Consider the following 16,769-nt stretch of genomic DNA (forward strand, 5'->3'; position numbering starts at 1 on the left):
AACCAGCAGAAGCTCTGGCTATTAGTGAACAGGCACTCAAATCAAACCCTGATAACCCCGGCTTACTGACATTAGCGGGTAAAGCTCAACAAATAAGTGGCAAGTATGACTCCGCAACCGATTACTACACAAAAGCCATTACAAGTGCGCCTGAAGCGGTTATGCCCCATTACTTACTTGGGCAGCTGTATCAACAAACCAACCAGTTAACACTTGCAGAAGCAACTATTGATAAAACACTGAGCCTTATGCCGGAGCACCTCGGCGCGCTTCTTATAAAAGCACAGCTTAATCTTAAATCAGGAAATCTGGAAACGGCTAAGAGCATTGCCAAGCAACTAACAGAGTCAGATCCGCAGAACTCATACATCACAGAACTTCAGGCTCAGGTTGCTTTCGTAGAGAAAGACCTGGACACCGCAGCCACTTTATATAGACAGGTGCTTAGTAAGCGCGAAAATGCGGCACTTAATATACAGTTAGCCTCCGTGCTTTGGCAGCAGCCGAATAAAAAAACAGAAGCAAAGTCATTACTCGCTCAATGGATTGAGAAAAATCCTTCAGATACCTTAAGCCGTAATGTACTGGCAACCTTGTATTTGCAAGATAAACAATCAGACAATGCTATTTCAGAATTTACAGAAATTGTTAAGCTCACGCCTAAGAATGCAACGGCCCATAACAACCTGGCGTGGTTATTACTCCAACGCAATGATATTGCAGCAGCGGAGGATCATGCCAAAAAAGCAAATGAACTCAACCCTGATAACCCGCTGATAATGGACACCCTCGGTACCATTCTCTTGCAAAAAGGTGAGTTGCCAGCAGCTGAGAGGTTGTTGGAAGATGCTGCAGCACTACTGCCTGAAAACCTGGAAATCAAATTTCATCTCGCACAAGCTAATCTGAAAGCAGGCAAAAAAACACAATCAGAGGCGACTTTAAAAGAGCTTCTCAGCGCAAAAAACGCAATAACATTCAGTGAGCGAGAGGACGCTGAGCAAATGCTCAACGAAATTCAGAACAACAAATAAGCCTGATATTTAAACATGCTATACATAACAAGTTAGGTTTATAGTGTTGAAAATAATGGCGTCAGAATAGTGCTGTAGGTGACGCAATGGCATATCCGGAAGGTGTTATGGAGTTTAAAGATTATTACAAGTTACTCGGGGTCGCGCACGATGCGGATACCAAAACCATTAAAACAGCCTATCGTAAGCTTGCCCGTAAATATCATCCTGACGTCAATCCCGAAGAGGGCGCTGAAGAGAAATTTAAGGAAGTGGCTGAGGCTTATGAGGTATTAAAAAATGCCGAACGCCGTGCCGAGTATGATGAATTACGTCGCTACGGTGGGCAACGCAATAAAGGTTTTGAACCGCCGCCAGGTTGGCAGGGAGGCAGAGGTAAGGCTTCGGGTAGCGCCCCATTTGAGGGTGACTTTGCCGACTTTTTTAATTCTGCTTTTGGTAGCCGAAGTGGAGGCTTCCAAGGTTATAGTGATTTCAATCAAGATGCTGCACGCGGTCAGGATGTAGAGATTGAAATGCCGGTGTTTCTTGAAGAAGTTATGTCTGATCTGGCAAAGCCCATTGAATATCGGATGCCGGTCTTTGAAAAGGGTCGGGTAACGGAAGTCAAAAAGTCCCTGAGAGTGAAAATACCCAAAGGTGTTTCTGATGGTGAACGGATTCGATTAAAGGGGCAAGGCGCACCCGGGCAAGGGGACGCACCTAACGGTGACCTTTATTTGCATATCCGTCTTATACCTCACCCTATGTTCGATGTGGAGGGCCATAATTTACTGATAACTTTGCCGGTTGCTCCCTGGGAAGCCGCATTGGGAGCAAAAGTGACTTTGCCTACCCTGACAGGCAAGATTAGTTTGAGCGTGCCCCCGAATAGCCAGTCGGGGCAAAAGCTGAGAATTAAAGGCAAGGGTTTACCAATGAAAAATGGCACTGGCGATTTGTATGTTATCTTCAAAATTGTAATCCCAAAAAATACCAACAAAGAATCAAAAGCGTTGTGGCAGTCGTTGTCTGATATATCGGCTTTTGATCCCAGATCTGAATGGGAGAAATAGAATGTCTGATATTGTATTGGGGATTTCATTACAAGAGTTGTGTGTACAAGAAGGTATAACCGAAACCTTGGTTATTGAGGTGGTTGAGCATGGGATTGCGGAACCACTAGCAGGTAATGATTTTAATGACTGGATTTTTGAATTAAACAGCGTTCACTGGATGAAGAAAGCGATTCGACTATATCATGACCTTGATATCGACTGGGTGTCGATTGCGATAGTCATCGATTTACTGAAGCAAAAAGATGTCTTGCTCAGAGAGAACGAGCGTTTAAAAAAACAGCTTGATCGGTTTGTGAATAATGTTACTGATTTGCATTGAAAAGGTTATAACAAGCCTAAGCATCGCACAGAAAAAAGCGTAGCCGCACCTGCACTCTTTGATTAGATCTCCCTTTCAATTTACTGAGTTTGTGATTTAACAAACTCAATAAATGCTTCGGTTAACCTGTTGTTATGCGAAGGCTGAGTCACGAGGGAGAAGCGCCGGGTTAATTCCAAAGGGGTGTTTAAAATCATTAAGCTGCCCAGCTTTACCTCTTCAACGATAGTTAGTTGCGACAAGCAACCCACGCCGAGCCCCGCTTTGACTGTTTGTTTAATGGCTTCCTGCCGGTTTAACGTAAAAGCGACATGTGCCTGGATATTGAGGGCTTGCATGGCGCTATCAAAGATTCGGCGGGTTCCCGAGCCGTCTTCACGCAATATCCAACGCTGTTGTGCTAATTGCAATGGGAGTAGTTGCCCCGCTTGTGCCTGGGGGTGGCTTGTGTGGCAAAACACTTCTAGTTTGTCTTCGTGCCAGGGCGTTATCTGTAATTGGCGATGTTGAGCTGGGCCTTCTATTAAGCCTATATGGGCCTGTCCCTTTTCTAAGGTGGCAATCACTTGCTGCGTATTCTCTATTTTAACGTCGGGTACTACTTCCGGGTGTTGTTGGATAAATGCTGCGAGTAGGGGAGGGAGTAAGTAACTGGCTATGGTAACACTGGCAGCAATGCGTAAAGGGCCACTTATTGGGCCTTCTTCCGGTGTATGAAGGCTGTCTAACAGGTACAGGATCTGATTGACCTTGGGCAGCATGTCCCGGCCGGCTTCAGTGATCATAAGTTCGCGGCCTACTCGTTGGAAGAGCGGGCAATTTAATGTTGATTCAAGCTCTCTGAGTGATTGGCTGGCGGCTGACTGGCTCATTGATTGTTCATCGGCAGCGGCCGTTAACCGGCCGAGTCTGGCGGTGGCTTCAAAGACTCTTAATTGCTTGACAGATGCGTTCATCTTAAATAGTTCGGTTTTTCTAATGTATTAGATCTAATAATCCCATTTTACTTAATTTTTGTATAGGTAGATCATTAGCAGAACAGATCTTTATTCGGAATTGTTTCTTATGTCCCAATTGATAGCCTTACCCTTGATTGCGATTCTGGCTATTTTGCTGGCAAAAGTACCAGCCATCGCGCAATTCGGTTTAAGTGCGCTGCCACTGGCTATCATGTTGGGTATGTTTTTTGGACACCTGAATACACGTGTGGCGGCGGGTAGAGAGATTGCGTTCATGTGCTTTTGTCAGCAAAAGCTGTTGCGTGGCGGGATTATTCTATTCGGATTCAGTTTGAGCTTTCAGCAGATTATTTCCGTCGGTTGGCAAGCATTAGTGTTGGATATGCTGGTGATTAGCAGTGTCTTTTGTGTAGGCACTTATGTCGGTATACGCTTCTTTAAATTAGATAAAGAGCTGGCGATTCTTACGTCGGTCGGTAGTGCTATTTGTGGAGCAGCGGCGATTCTTGCGACTGAATCTGTATTAAAGCCGCGTCAACAGCATGTCACAGTTGCTGTTGCCAGTGTGGTGCTGTTTGGCACGCTGGCTATGTTCAGTTATCCATTTATCTATCAGTTTTCTGGCATGAGCGAGCAAGCCTTTGGGATTTACATCGGCAGTACAGTGCATGAAGTAGCGCAAGCTGTGGCCGCAGGGGAAGCTGTAGGAGGAGAGGCGTTACAAAACGCTGTAGTTGTAAAATTAATTCGTGTGATGATGTTAGCGCCATTTATTTTTATCCTGAGTGCGTTTCTTCTCCGCCGCAGTGACAGCAACTCTGCTCGCTCCCCGGGGAGGAGAATAGCCATCCCCTGGTTTGTTTTTGGTTTTATGGCGGCGTCAGCTATCAATAGTGTGTTGCTGTTACCTGAGGCGTTGTTAAGTACGCTGCAACTGACTAGCCAGTTCTCTTTAGCGATAGCGATGGCTGCTTTAGGTGTTCAAACGCGTTGGAGTACTATCAGACATGCAGGTGCTAAACCAATGCTATTGTCCTTGATGCTTTTTGTGATGCTGATCTTTGGTGGGTTTTATCTGAACCAGTGGTTGATAGTCGCCTAGAGATATTATCAGCGTTAGCGGAGACGTGATAAAACGGAGATTCAGGATAAGTTTAAACGTGTGGAATCTGAGGTGCGCGAGAGTGGTAAGGCATCTGTTAAAAGGCGTGTCAGTCAAAATAAGTGACACGCCTTTTCGTTTTTATTGGCAGATACTTTTAAACAGTTCGAAGTACTCAGGGAATGTTTTGCGTGTACATCCCGGGTCATTAATAGTCACCGGTGTATCACTTAACGCTACGAGTGAAAAACACATAGCCATGCGGTGATCATCGTAAGTATCAATCGCAGCATGCTGGAGCTGAGCGGGAGGGGTGACTTCAATGAAGTCCTCACCTTCAACAACGGTTGCGCCTACTTTACGTAATTCGGTGGCCATCGCTGTCAGTCGGTCTGTTTCCTTAACGCGCCAGTTATATATGTTGCGGATAGCCGTGGTGCCTTTAGCAAACAGTGCCGTAGTGGCAATCGTCATGGCGGCATCAGGGATATGGTTTAAGTCCATATCAACGGCTTTTAACTCGCCGCCTTTGCTGACTTCAATGTAAGTCGGGCCATATGTCACATGAGCCCCCATTGCTTCGAGCACTTCGGCAAAGCGTTTGTCGCCCTGTACGCTATCTGCTCCCACGCCATAAACGCGCACTGTGCCACCGGCAATCGCCGCGGCGGCCAGGAAGTAGGAAGCAGAGGATGCATCTCCCTCGACCATAATCTCACCGGGTGAATGGTATTGTTGGCCGGAACGAATAACAAAAGACTGATAATTGTTGTTAATAACCTCAACACCAAATAGTGACATGGTATGTAAGGTAATATCTATATAGGGTTTAGAAACGAGTTCACCATCAACATGAATAGTGAGGTCGTCGTCGGCCATCGGGGCGGCCATTAACAGAGCCGTCAGGAACTGGCTGGAAATATTCCCTTTAATACTGACTTCGCCGCCGCTTAGGCCATTGGCTTTGATACGCAAAGGTGGATACCCCTCTGCGCCCAGATAGTCGATGTCAGCTCCCAGTGTTCGTAAAGCATTGACCAGGTCACCAATAGGGCGCTCATACATGCGTGGTTCGCCCGTTAGCTCAAATGTGCCATGACTCAGGCAAAGCGCGGCGCATAGAGGTCGCATGGCGGTGCCGGCATTACCAAGAAAAAGAGCTGAACCTGTGTTGTCCAGTGTGTCTCCCCGACCGTTGACAATGCACTGGCGACGATCGTCAGACAGCTGATATTGAACACCTAATGCGGTTAATGCTGTCAGCATATGGCGAACATCATCACTGTCGAGAAGGTTGGTTATCGTTGTTTGACCTTTTGCCAATGCTGCCAGCAGTAGAATTCGGTTTGACAGGCTTTTTGAGCCTGGGATCTGTACCTCACCGGCAACAGAAGATATGGGCTGAAGTGTCAGACTTTCCATTAATTGCAGAGCTCTGTAGTGGACTATTATCAGGGTGTATAACCTACCTTGTGTTACGTGGAAGGTCGAGAGTAAAAAGTAAAAAAATTGCACATAAGTACGACGATATTCTGCTCTGCATTCACTGATTCAGGTTATTCGCGTGGCTATGTTGATGAGCATCAATGAACCTTGAATTCTTTTGAGTGATACTGAATATGAAGAAAAAACAATAATGTAACCCACCAAGGAATCACGCTATGAGCATTGAACATCACGATTTAGTACACGAACTACCTGAGTATCGCGAACAGATTCACACCCTTAAAATGAATGATGCGCATTTCGCTAAATTGTTCGATGAATATCATGATGTAACCAAAAAAGTTGAGCGTATGGAGACAGAAGCTGAGCCAGTAGCGACACGCACAGAAGAAGAGCTGAAAGTTAAGCGTCTTCATCTGAAAGATCAGTTGTATGCTATGTTGCGTGCTACTGCATAAAAAGCCATAACAGACAGTCGTCTGGCGGTTTCTTTTGCAAGACGTAATCACCGAGCTTAAAACACCCGCCAAAGCGGGTGTTTTTGTTTCTGTCGCGGTGATAGGCGTCGGGCTATATGGTATAAAGGCTGCTCTTTTTTTGTATATTAATAATATGGAGTCATATGCAGCCTTTTCGATTTAGCTGGGACTATATATTAAAAATTACTCTGGAACACAAGCGTGAGCTTGTCCTGGCGAATCTGGTTGCTATCCTGGCGACCATTGCTTCGGTGCCCCTGCCGTTATTAATGCCTTTGCTGGTTGATGAGGTTCTGCTTGAGAAGCCCGGATTGCTCATCAACACACTGAGTCCTCTGTTTTCACCCCAGTGGCATGGGCCAGTGCTCTATATTTCATTGATACTTCTGATTACGGTTGTACTGCGTGCCATATCGCTGGTACTTAACGTATGGCAGGGTCGGCAATTTACGATCATTTCAAAGGACATCATTTTCAGGATGAGAAAAATGATGCTGCATCGTTTGGGTTGTATCTCAATGGCAGAGTATGAAACCTTGGGTAGCGGTGCTGTGAGTTCTCATTTCGTTACTGACCTGGATACCGTTGATCGTTTTATCGGTAGTTCAGTGAGTCGCTTATTAATCGCATCTCTTTCTATCATTGGAACAGCCATTATTTTGCTATGGATGCATTGGTTGTTGGCGCTGTTCATTATGTTTCTTAATCCTGTAGTGATCTATTTTACGACAGTGATTGGAAAGCGCGTTAAGGAGCTTAAAACACGAGAAAACAGATCATATGAAGTGTTTCAGGGGGCGCTGACTGAAACATTGGATGCGATTCAGCAGATTCGGGCGAGTAACAGAGAGCAGCATTACCTGAATCAGCTTGTTGATACGGCCAGACATGTGCGTAATGAATCGAGTACTTATGAATGGAAAAGTGAAGCAGCAGGTCGATTCAGTTTTCTGGTATTTATGGTAGGTTTTGATTTGTTTAGAGCTGTCTCTATGTTAATGGTAGTTTTTTCGGATTTATCTATCGGCCAAATGATGGCTGTATTTGGCTATCTGTGGTTTATGATGGGTCCTGTTCAGGAAGTGTTAGGTATTCAGTATGCATATTATGGGGCGAAAGCGGCGCTTACGCGATTAAACAGGATATTGGAATTAGAGCAGGAACCGCAGTATCCCCGCGTACACAATCCGTTTGCATCGTCAGAAAGTATCAGTATTGAAGTAGACGATGTTCATTTTTCTTATCGTAATGGTACTGAGATATTAAAGGGCCTGTCTCTGAATATACAAAAAGGGCAGAAAATTGCACTGGTGGGTGCCAGTGGTGGTGGGAAATCTACATTTGTGCAAGTGCTGCTGGGGCTCTACATCCCTCAAAAAGGGCGGGTCAGCTTTAATGGGATTCCGGTTGAGCAGATCGGGCTGGATGTTGTCAGAGATAATGTAGCAACTGTGTTACAGCATCCCGCTTTGTTTAACGGTACGATACGCAGCAACCTCTGTATGGGGAAAGCGTTTAGCGATGAGGCGATATGGGGCGCTTTAAAAATTGCACAGTTGGATCTGTTTATCAGGGAGCTGGAAAACGGCTTGGATGCATTAGTCGGGCGACAGGGTGTGCGTTTATCAGGAGGGCAGAGGCAGAGGCTCGCGGTAGCACGCATGGTATTAGCCGACCCCAAAGTGGTTATTCTGGATGAGGCGACATCAGCGCTGGATGCAGAGACAGAACGTCACCTACATGAAGCGTTGCAGAGTTTTCTTATGCATAGAACTACGTTAATTATTGCGCATCGTCTTAGTGCTGTTAAGCAGGCCGATCATGTGTATGTTTTTGAGGATGGCCAGGTTGCAGAGGAGGGTGGGCATAGCCAATTGATTGAGCAGGATGGATTGTATGCCCGGCTTTACGGGCAGCACCCGTAGGAGTGTAAGCAAAGACGAATTTTTTTGATTCACCATTGTCTGAAGGGATAGTGGCAAGGTAAACGAAACAATATTAATTCAGTTTAATATAAGTGAGGCGACTAAATGACTTTATTTAAAAAAAATATGCGTGGTGTGCTTTTAGGTACTGTCACTGTGGCAATGGCGCTGGTTTTATCTGGTTGCTCGACGCCTGGTTTGACGGGTAAAACTTACACTTATAGTGAAGCGCGTCAGGTGCAAACCGTACGCTATGCTACTGTTCTATCGGCGACTCCGGTGATTATTGAGGGACGTAAGGACGGTATAGTCGGGACAGGTGCTGGTGCCATCGTTGGTGGGATTGCAGGAAGTACTCTGGGTGGCGGTAAAGGTAGTAGTATTGCTACGGTATTGGGGGCTGTTGCTGGTGGCGCGGCCGGACAGGCTATCGAAGGTAATGTTACTCGTAAGCAAGGGCAAGAGATAACCGTGCGCTTATCAAATAATGAGATATTGTCTATTGTCCAGGAAGTTGAAAATGGGTCTTACTTCAGGGCCGGTGAACAGGTTCGCATATTAAATAGAGGCGGGGTAACACGCGTTGTTTATTAGTTTGGTATGTATTGAAAGCTGAATTCTACAGTATAAATTTTTGTTGTGATTAGCAGCTGGATTGACATAAAAAAGGCGAACTATTGTGAATAGTCCGCCTTTTTTTATAAGTAAAACTTAGTCTTTTTTAGCGCGTGGCTTACGAGGCGCAGAAGAAGGCTTTGGCCCTCTGTTGGCTGGACGAGCACCACGAGCAGAGGTTCCTGCCCCATCGACTGCCTTAAGATTAAGGCGTTGTCCGCAAACAACAATTTTTTGCAGTACTGCAAGTGTTTCTTTTGGCAAGCCTGACGGCAGATCGACAAAAGTAGCTTTGTCCTTGATTTCTATCTGTCCGATGTAACGGCTTTCAATATCGGCTTCATTTGCAATGGCGCCAACAATATTGCCTGGCTTAACGCCATGTTCCTGTCCAACAGATAAGCAGTAGCGCTGCATATCTACATCAGAGTTTTCACCGCGAGGTTTGCGAGGTTTGCGTTCTCCTCGTTCGCTGCGGCTATCACGGCTAGCGCCTCTGTCCCTGTCATCAAAACCCTTCGGTCCGCGTAACTCTTTCTCGCTGATAAGAAGAGGAGTTTGGCCCTGAAGCAGTGCGGCTAGTGCGGCTGCGATATTGATCGGATCTGAGTCATGCTCATGCTGGTATTCAGTCAGCAGATCAATATATTGTGAAAGATCTTCACTATCCATTGTATCGCTGATCTGTTGTTTGAAGCGATCCAGGCGTTTCACGTTAATATCAGCAGCAGACGGTAGTTCCATCGGCTCGATTTTTTGACGGGTAGCTTGTTCGATCATGCGTAACATACGTTGTTCGCGTGGAGCTACGAACAAAATCGCTTCACCAGAACGGCCTGCACGGCCCGTACGACCAATACGGTGGACGTATGATTCTGTATCGTAAGGGATGTCGTAGTTAAGAACGTGGCTAATGCGTTCAACATCAAGGCCGCGTGCAACAACATCAGTTGCAATAAGAATATCCAGCTTGCCATTTTTCAGGCGCTCTACGGTGCGTTCGCGAACCTGCTGAGATATATCACCGTTAAGTGCTTCGCAGGCGTATCCGCGAGCTGATAATTTTTCAGCCAATTCAGTTGTAGCTGATTTTGTACGAACAAAAACCAACATCGCATCAAACTGCTGCATTTCAAGAATGCGAGTCAGAGCGTCTAACTTATGCACGCCGCTGACGCGCCAGTAATGCTGCTTGATTGTTGTGGCTGTTGCCGTTTTGCTGGCAATCTTAATTTCAATAGGATCTTTAAGATGCTGTAGTGCCAGTTTGCGAATTGCTTGCGGCATTGTGGCAGAAAATAAAGCAATTTGACGCGTCGGTGGTGTATGACTCAATATCCAGTCAACATCATCAATAAAGCCCATGCGGAGCATTTCATCTGCTTCGTCCAGCACGAGTGTTTTTAAGCTGTCTAGTACCAGGGAACCGCGACGGATATGATCCATCACGCGTCCGGGTGTTCCTACAACAACGTGTACACCGCGACGTAATTGGCGTAATTGAACATCGTATGCCTGGCCGCCGTAAATAGGCAAGACGTGGAAGTTAGGCATGTGACGAGCATAAGTCTGAAAAGCTTCGGCTACCTGAATAGCCAATTCTCGTGTTGGAGCCAAAACCAATAGCTGCGGATTCTTCGTGTTTATATCGATTCGCGACATAATAGGCAGAGCAAAGGCACCTGTTTTACCGGTACCTGTTTGTGCCTGGCCGAGCAAATCTTTTCCTTCAAGAAGGTGGGGAATGCATTTAGCTTGAATGGGCGAAGGTGTTTCGTAACCGATCTCTTGAAGCACTTGCAACAAAGGAGCGGCCAAGCCCAGTTCTGAAAAGGCGGGCTGGTCGTCTAATGACATCTAATTGAACCTGTTATAAATCTAGGTCGATTAGATCGACCGGAATGGAATGTTAATAAGAGATTATAAGATATTTGTTGCATTTAGTACAGACCGCAGTGTTAATGCGTTGGATAACAGTAAAAATAGTGTATGTATGGGCAGGAAGTCATGAGAGTTTTCTGGCAGTGTTTCGTGTTAGTGCGCAGGTCAGTTTTTAATTCTGCATGTGTGTGATCCACGCATCGGTTTTAGGTGCGGAGATATCTTTTAATAAAACTGATTCTGCCAGCATGACCAAAAATTGATTATCCAATAAGGATTGCTCTGTCAGTTCTTTGCAAAGGTAGCATGAAGTGTCGTGATGATTTTTGTACTCGATATAGAGAAACAGAGTCGCACTTACAGTTCCATGACGGCTTATTTGTTTTCCGTGACTGCTCCAGGCGCGTACAAAGCAGTGATGAGTTTTGTTATAGATGATTTGGTCAATAATTTGTTGATCGATGGGTAAGGCTGCTTTTTGATGGCAGTCACTATCAGACGATAGGTCGGCTGTGGGTTGGTGTGCTTCAAACATGAGAACTCCTGATGAACTAGCTAATCAAGAGCTGACGGATTTATTTGGCGGGTCTCCTGATTGGTTGTCGATAGACCACATCACCGAAATCGGTATCCACCTTGCCCAGGTTGGCAGGTTGGCGAGGACGTCAGCCCTTCTCTTAATGTTGACCATAATTTAGCATTAAGTATTATGAACGGCAAGAGTGAGGCATTAGAATCTTAACTTCCCAGGTCAGGCGGTTACCCAGAGAATGATGGCGTCCTCCTCGCTGGTTGAGATGACGGCGTGTCCCATTTCGCAGTCGTAATAGGCACTGTCGCCTTCATTTAAACTGACAGGCTCATAAAATTCGGAATAAAAAATAATATTACCGCTAATAACATAAAGTAGTTCTTCACCTTCATGTCGTATCCAGTCACCAAATTCGTCGAATGATCTGGCGCGCACGGTGGTGCGGTAGGGCAGCATTTTTTTGTTGGTAAGTTGGTTGGCGAGTAGTTCGTGTTCATAGGTCGGGGTGGGATGCGGCTTGCCTTCTCCCAAGCGTGTTATGTCTCTTCGCCCCCCTGTTCCAGCCGAGCGGGCAGGTTGAGAAAAAAGTTGCGGAATGTCTATTCCGAGCCCTTTGACGAGTTTGGAGACGGCGCTAAAGGTGGGAGATATTTGTTCGTTCTCGATTTTTGAAAGTGTTGAGCGGGCCAGGCCGGTTAATTTGCTCGCTTCTTCGAGGGTCAGGTTCTGGCTTAATCTGATTTCGCGCACACGCTTGCCCAGTTGTAAAGGTTCTACCATGGTTTCACTGGAGGTATTGCTGGATACTTTGAAACTAGGATTTTCGCTTTGCTGAGGAAGCAGTGGGCCAGGCATGGGTCTCTCCATTTTGGATCAAATATAGGGATGGAGCTGACGAGATGTCAGTTGTTTTCGGCGTCTGATTATGTGGATCTATTTTTGCAGATTTTTGTGGATCTGGATACAAAAGTTTCTTATACGAAAGTTTTGTTTTTGTTTTTGTTGTTTTGGGAGAATGGAGCGGCTATTCCAATGCCCGCTTTGCCGTTGTTCTTTACATAATACATGGCGTTATCGGCTCTGGTTAAAAATTGATCGAAAGTCTCTTGATGGTTCTTATATATAGCAATGCCTATGCTGGCGCTCATCTTGTTGTCAGTGCTTTTGAATTTCATTGGCGTTTCCAGATTTCTAAGAATCTTATGAGCCAGGTGGTGTGAGCCTTCGCGGGTGCTGTTTTCCAGAAGAATCAGAAATTCATCTCCACCTAAGCGCCCGAATATATCACTCTCTCTTAATAGGGATTGAGTCCTTTTGGCAAAACGGATCAGTGCTTGGTCGCCCGCGCTATGGCCGAGCGTATCGTTTATCGCTTTAAAGCCATCAAGATCGATGTAGAGAATAATGGGCGTAAAGTTATTTCTTTTGGCCAGTTTAACAAACATATCCAAATGAGAAGTGAGTGCCGAGCGGTTGGCTAGGCCTGTAAGTGAATCGTGTGTGGCTAGGTGTGTTAGTTGCTTTTCTGCAGCCCGGCGCGTGGATATCTCGCGTTTAAGTTTCCTGTTAAGGGATAAAAGGTAAAAGCATATACTGGCTAATATAACCATTAAGCCTGCTGTCATGTAGGTGATAGGCTTCCAGAAATCCCAGTCAATACTGCCTTGGTGTTTGTAGAGAAAGTCTTTAAGGCTACGCTTAGTCCGTATAATGTTTGCATCGGCAAGTATATCGACCATGTGCTGCCAGCGCTTTGGGTTCATGTGGCCAATTTCTATGAGTTCTGGCTTGATAAGCTCATGTGCCATGTTCATTTCGAAGCGTAAGTGGCCCATGCTTTTATTGGTCTGGTATTCTTTTTTAAAGAGCGTGATCGCCTCTTCTGGATGACTGAGTGCATATTCCCAGCCCTTTAGGCTGGCTGAGATGAATTGATCCGTTTGCGCTTGCTTCTTAGTAATTGTTTGCTGGTTCGAGATTAAAATATCGCTATAGAAATCAATACCATAATCTGAAGGTTTGATTAAAAAATAAGGGATGCCCAATTGTTCAAGTGTATAGGGTTCGTTTGACATATAAGCATTAAATGCATCAACTTCGTCATTGATAAGATCGTTCAGGTCGGTGCTGGTGGCGATGAGGTCAAGGTCGTAATTTTCCAGGCCCTGTTGCCGCAGGAGTAGCATTAATTCAGGGTCTTGTCCGCCTGGGAAGATCATCACTCTCTTCCCCGCAAGATCTTGCGGTTTTTGTATGCCGGAGGACTGTTTGGTCAGAAAGGCGCTGGGGGAGTATTGGTAAACGGCAGCCAGGGCTGTTATTGGTTCGCCATACATAAAAGCGGTGAGTGCGTTACTGTTCTCAACAGCGTAATCGGCGCGACCGTTGACAACTTCCTGCCAGGGGACGATGCCGGGGCCGCCAGCTTTGATAGTTACATCAAGACCCACCTCATTATAAAAGCCTTTGGTTTTAGCGGTATAGTAGCCAATAAATTGCGCTTGATGGTGCCAGCGTAACTGCAAAGTAACTTTTTCAGCAGATATGGCCTGATGCGATAAGCTAAAGAGTAAAAAGAATCTTAATAAAAGTAATACTCGCACCAATCACATCCTATGAAGAAAGAGCTTTAACGTTATTTAAGAGCAAGCGGGATGACGATGCAAATAAAATAGTCTGGTGTTGATAAAGTGTGTGAGGTAATTTGCAAAAGGATAATTGAATTGCTGGAGGTGAGTAAATGGTCGGAGCAGCAGGATTCGAACCTGCGACCCTCTGGTCCCAAACCAGATGCGCTACCAGGCTGCGCTATGCTCCGACGTGTGAACATTATAGTAATCTATAAGGTTCTTTGGGAAAGTGGTCGGAGCAGCAGGATTCGAACCTGCGACCCTCTGGTCCCAAACCAGATGCGCTACCAGGCTGCGCTATGCTCCGACACATTACAGGATTGGCTCCTCGAGCTGGACTCGAACCAGCGACCAATAGATTAACAGTCTACTGCTCTACCAACTGAGCTATCGAGGAACGACTCAACCTGTGGGCGCGTATATTAGTGATGGAGCGGGATGTCGTCAAGATAATTTTGGGAAATATTATTGATAAAGCCTTTGTTTTTAATCATTTTAACTAAATTGTATATTTCAATATCCCATATGGTGAACTAAGAAGCAGAAACAGGAGGTGCTTCTGCGCGGATTCGCTGGATTTTATAAGACACAGCATGGGGTATGCGTCCAGTCAAAACGACCAAAGCTGAATAGAGATGTGTCATAACAAGAGTTGCCTGTCTGGATGTGTCAGTAGACGGGTCAATAGAAAAGATGTCCCACATATTTTGCAGGATAATTATGCTGCTTATCTGCTCCCTCAAGGAATGTTGGCTTTGCTACCTATCTAACCCTTTGATTCTGCAAAGTTCACATCTGTCGACTATCCTGTACCACGGTACAATTCAAAAACAGACTGGATATCAGTTAAATAGTCTGTAACTAAGTAAAAAATTCTACGGGGTAAATAGCATGGCTACTGTTGTCGGAACTGTAAGCTTTATTGTTGGACAGGCATATGCAATAAAAGCGGATGGTACACAGAGAATTCTGATGCTTGGTGATGAAGTGTATGCAGACGAAGTTATTCGCACTGCGGCAGATTCACAAGTTGAAATTTCTATGACGAACGGTGAGTCCATCGCCCTTGAAGGTGGGCAAAGTTGGTTAGTTTCGGCAGAAACTTATACCTCAGCTGAAGATTACCCCGTAGATGAAGCTGTTTTAAGTGATGATGTCGCATCCGTTGAAGCCATTCAACAAGCTATTTTGGAAGGGCAGGATCCTACCTTAATTGCTGAGGAAGCAGCGGCCGGTAATACAGGCGATGCAGGCCCTGGCGGTAATGAAGGTAGTACCTTTGAATTAATTGAAAGGACAGCAGCTGAGGGTGATCCTGAAGCAGGATACGAAACCATTGGTTTAGCTCAGACTCAGCCTGAGATTATAAGAGAAACGGGGTTATTTGAACGGGCGGTCGCCGACACCGTTGATACCGCCGTCGTCAGCATGACTGGGCCGGGTATTGTGATCGAAGGCGAGACCACCACGGATTACACCGTCAACATTAGCCAGGCACCGACAGAAGATCTGCTGGTGACGTTCAACTACACCACGACCGATGCCGATGGCAATGACTACACTGCGGTGAACTCAGTGACCATTTTGGCCGGTGAGACGACTGCGACCTTTACGATCGATACCCTGGATGACGCTCTGGCGGAAGGTGATGAAAGCTTCACTGTTTCCATTGGAAGTGTAGGCACGGGGGGGCTAGAAGATCTCCGCATCTCTCCCGCCGAAAATGCTGTGACCACAACGATTGTCGATGAGCCAACAGCAGGTCCAGAAGACACCGCGCTGATCTCGATTACCGGCGCACAAACCATTACCGAAGGCGAGACCTCGACCAACTACACCGTCACGGTGGATCAGTTGGCCGCGGATGTCACCAGCCCTATTACCGTGGAGCTGACCTACAGCGGTGTGGCGCAAGACGGCACCGACTTTACCGGCGTGGCCAGCGTCATCATTCCGGCTGGCAGCAACAGTGTCGACTTCAGCATCGAGACCCTGGATGACGTCCTGGCCGAAGGCAGCGAAGACTTCACCATCACGATCGGTACGATCACCGATGCGAACTTCGAGAACATCGCCGCCGATGCTACGGCCAACAGTGTGGAGAGCTTCATCGTTGATGATGCGAATCCGGGCACGACCGAACCGACCACCGAGACCGCACTCGTCTCGATCAACGGCGCACAAACAATTGTTGAAGGTGAGACCTCTACGGCCTATACCGTGACCGTCGATCAGCCAGCCAGTGATGTCACCAGCCCGATTACCGTAGAACTGACCTACAGTGGAACAGCCGAAGACGGCACCGACTTTACCGGTGTGGCGCAAGTGATCATCCCGGCCGGCAGTAACAGTGTCGACTTCACGATCGATACCCTGGATGACGTACTGGCCGAAGGCAGTGAGAACTTCACCATCACGTTGGGCACGATTACCGATGCGAATTTCGAGAACATCGCCGCCGATGGTGCGGCCAGCAGCGTCGACAGCACGATTGTTGATAGTGGTGACATCGCACTCGTCTCGATCAATGGCGCACAAACAATTGTTGAAGGTGAGACCTCAACGGCGTATACCGTTAGCATCGATCAGCCAGCCAGTGATGTCACCAGCCCGATTACCGTGGAGCTGACCTACAGCGGCACCGCGATTGACGGCACCGACTTCACCGGCGTGGCGCAAGTGATCATCCCGGCCGGCAGTAACAGTGTCGACTTCACGATCGATACCCTGGATGACGTACTGGCCGAAGGCAGTGAGAACTTCACCATCACGTTGGGCACGATTACCGA

Annotated in this window: 14 protein-coding genes, 3 tRNA genes and 1 riboswitch; of the genes, 8 read left to right on the forward strand and 9 right to left on the reverse strand. The window is 46.5% G+C overall.

The window, feature by feature from the left end:
- The 3 genes from ABY436_RS14275 to ABY436_RS14285 form a co-directional block, all read left to right on the forward strand.
- A partial coding sequence (locus tag ABY436_RS14275) for a tetratricopeptide repeat protein (RefSeq protein ID WP_372739625.1) occupies positions 1 to 1,034 on the forward strand: 1,034 nt, incomplete at its 5' end.
- 86 nt (positions 1,035 to 1,120) lie between these two features.
- A complete protein-coding gene (locus ABY436_RS14280; RefSeq protein WP_372739626.1) occupies positions 1,121 to 2,089 on the forward strand; it encodes a DnaJ C-terminal domain-containing protein in 969 nt (322 codons plus the stop codon).
- Between the two features lies 1 nt (position 2,090).
- Positions 2,091 to 2,411: a chaperone modulator CbpM gene (locus ABY436_RS14285; RefSeq protein ID WP_372739627.1), complete on the forward strand. Its 321-nt coding sequence runs from the start codon at positions 2,091 to 2,093 to the stop codon at positions 2,409 to 2,411.
- Positions 2,412 to 2,491: 80 nt separating this feature from the next.
- Here ABY436_RS14285 and ABY436_RS14290 read toward each other — a convergent pair whose 3' ends face one another.
- Positions 2,492 to 3,367 carry a LysR substrate-binding domain-containing protein gene (locus ABY436_RS14290; protein ID WP_372739628.1) on the reverse strand — a complete coding sequence of 292 codons (876 nt, stop codon included), beginning with the start codon at positions 3,365 to 3,367 and terminating at the stop codon, positions 2,492 to 2,494.
- 109 nt (positions 3,368 to 3,476) lie between these two features.
- Here ABY436_RS14290 and ABY436_RS14295 point away from each other — a divergent pair, with 109 nt between their 5' ends.
- A complete protein-coding gene (locus ABY436_RS14295) occupies positions 3,477 to 4,472 on the forward strand; it encodes a YeiH family protein (protein ID WP_372739629.1) in 996 nt (331 codons plus the stop codon).
- A 141-nt stretch (positions 4,473 to 4,613) separates the two neighbouring features.
- Here ABY436_RS14295 and aroA read toward each other — a convergent pair whose 3' ends face one another.
- The gene (aroA, locus tag ABY436_RS14300) at positions 4,614 to 5,894 is read right to left on the reverse strand and encodes a 3-phosphoshikimate 1-carboxyvinyltransferase (RefSeq protein WP_372739630.1); all 1,281 of its coding nucleotides are present in this window, start codon (positions 5,892 to 5,894) and stop codon (positions 4,614 to 4,616) included.
- Positions 5,895 to 6,133: 239 nt separating this feature from the next.
- On the opposite strand from aroA, the gene ABY436_RS14305 reads away from it, so the two are divergent.
- The 3 genes from ABY436_RS14305 (at position 6,134) to ABY436_RS14315 (ending at position 8,916) form a co-directional block, all read left to right on the forward strand.
- Entirely contained in the window at positions 6,134 to 6,376 is a 243-nt protein-coding gene (locus ABY436_RS14305) for a YdcH family protein (protein ID WP_372739631.1), read from the forward strand.
- Positions 6,377 to 6,540: 164 nt separating this feature from the next.
- Positions 6,541 to 8,322 carry an ABC transporter ATP-binding protein gene (locus ABY436_RS14310; protein ID WP_372739632.1) on the forward strand — a complete coding sequence of 594 codons (1,782 nt, stop codon included), beginning with the start codon at positions 6,541 to 6,543 and terminating at the stop codon, positions 8,320 to 8,322.
- Positions 8,323 to 8,427: 105 nt separating this feature from the next.
- Positions 8,428 to 8,916 carry a glycine zipper 2TM domain-containing protein gene (locus tag ABY436_RS14315; RefSeq protein WP_372739633.1) on the forward strand — a complete coding sequence of 163 codons (489 nt, stop codon included), beginning with the start codon at positions 8,428 to 8,430 and terminating at the stop codon, positions 8,914 to 8,916.
- A 117-nt stretch (positions 8,917 to 9,033) separates the two neighbouring features.
- Here ABY436_RS14315 and ABY436_RS14320 read toward each other — a convergent pair whose 3' ends face one another.
- From ABY436_RS14320 to ABY436_RS14350, 7 genes are all read right to left on the reverse strand, one after another.
- On the reverse strand, positions 9,034 to 10,794 hold the full coding sequence (locus ABY436_RS14320; protein ID WP_372739634.1) for a DEAD/DEAH box helicase: 1,761 nt from the start codon (positions 10,792 to 10,794) through the stop codon (positions 9,034 to 9,036).
- 196 nt (positions 10,795 to 10,990) lie between these two features.
- Positions 10,991 to 11,353 carry a hypothetical protein gene (locus tag ABY436_RS14325; RefSeq protein ID WP_372739635.1) on the reverse strand — a complete coding sequence of 121 codons (363 nt, stop codon included), beginning with the start codon at positions 11,351 to 11,353 and terminating at the stop codon, positions 10,991 to 10,993.
- A 50-nt stretch (positions 11,354 to 11,403) separates the two neighbouring features.
- A riboswitch (SAM-I-IV-variant riboswitch) is annotated at positions 11,404 to 11,507 on the reverse strand.
- Between the two features lie 62 nt (positions 11,508 to 11,569).
- Positions 11,570 to 12,130, reverse strand: coding sequence for a helix-turn-helix domain-containing protein (locus tag ABY436_RS14330; protein ID WP_372739638.1), 561 nt, complete (start codon positions 12,128 to 12,130; stop codon positions 11,570 to 11,572).
- Between the two features lie 194 nt (positions 12,131 to 12,324).
- Positions 12,325 to 13,875, reverse strand: coding sequence for an ABC transporter substrate-binding protein (locus tag ABY436_RS14335; RefSeq protein WP_372739636.1), 1,551 nt, complete (start codon positions 13,873 to 13,875; stop codon positions 12,325 to 12,327).
- A 216-nt stretch (positions 13,876 to 14,091) separates the two neighbouring features.
- Positions 14,092 to 14,168: transfer RNA gene (locus tag ABY436_RS14340), tRNA-Pro, on the reverse strand.
- Positions 14,169 to 14,210: 42 nt separating this feature from the next.
- Positions 14,211 to 14,287, reverse strand: a tRNA-Pro gene (locus tag ABY436_RS14345).
- Positions 14,288 to 14,301: 14 nt separating this feature from the next.
- Positions 14,302 to 14,377: transfer RNA gene (locus tag ABY436_RS14350), tRNA-Asn, on the reverse strand.
- Between the two features lie 494 nt (positions 14,378 to 14,871).
- Between ABY436_RS14350 and ABY436_RS14355 the strand changes: the two genes are divergently transcribed.
- Positions 14,872 to 16,769 (forward strand): retention module-containing protein (locus ABY436_RS14355; protein WP_372739637.1); only part of this gene is annotated, 1,898 nt, incomplete at its 3' end.

Source organism: Neptunomonas sp. (assembly GCF_041601355.1).
In the GTDB taxonomy this organism is placed as follows: Bacteria; Pseudomonadota; Gammaproteobacteria; order Pseudomonadales; family Balneatricaceae; genus Neptunomonas.

Excerpts from the sequence above, each read along its gene's own strand:
- ABY436_RS14290 (WP_372739628.1), bottom strand. The coding sequence starts at position 3,367 with ATGAACGCATCTGTCAAGCAATTAAGAGTCTTTGAAGCCACCGCCAGA.
- ABY436_RS14285 (WP_372739627.1), top strand. The coding sequence starts at position 2,091 with ATGTCTGATATTGTATTGGGGATTTCATTACAAGAGTTGTGTGTACAA.
- aroA (WP_372739630.1), bottom strand. The coding sequence starts at position 5,894 with ATGGAAAGTCTGACACTTCAGCCCATATCTTCTGTTGCCGGTGAGGTA.
- ABY436_RS14280 (WP_372739626.1), top strand. The coding sequence starts at position 1,121 with ATGGCATATCCGGAAGGTGTTATGGAGTTTAAAGATTATTACAAGTTA.
- ABY436_RS14305 (WP_372739631.1), top strand. The coding sequence starts at position 6,134 with ATGAGCATTGAACATCACGATTTAGTACACGAACTACCTGAGTATCGC.
- ABY436_RS14315 (WP_372739633.1), top strand. The coding sequence starts at position 8,428 with ATGACTTTATTTAAAAAAAATATGCGTGGTGTGCTTTTAGGTACTGTC.
- ABY436_RS14325 (WP_372739635.1), bottom strand. The coding sequence starts at position 11,353 with ATGTTTGAAGCACACCAACCCACAGCCGACCTATCGTCTGATAGTGAC.
- ABY436_RS14295 (WP_372739629.1), top strand. The coding sequence starts at position 3,477 with ATGTCCCAATTGATAGCCTTACCCTTGATTGCGATTCTGGCTATTTTG.
- ABY436_RS14320 (WP_372739634.1), bottom strand. The coding sequence starts at position 10,794 with ATGTCATTAGACGACCAGCCCGCCTTTTCAGAACTGGGCTTGGCCGCT.
- ABY436_RS14330 (WP_372739638.1), bottom strand. The coding sequence starts at position 12,130 with ATGGTAGAACCTTTACAACTGGGCAAGCGTGTGCGCGAAATCAGATTA.
- ABY436_RS14310 (WP_372739632.1), top strand. The coding sequence starts at position 6,541 with ATGCAGCCTTTTCGATTTAGCTGGGACTATATATTAAAAATTACTCTG.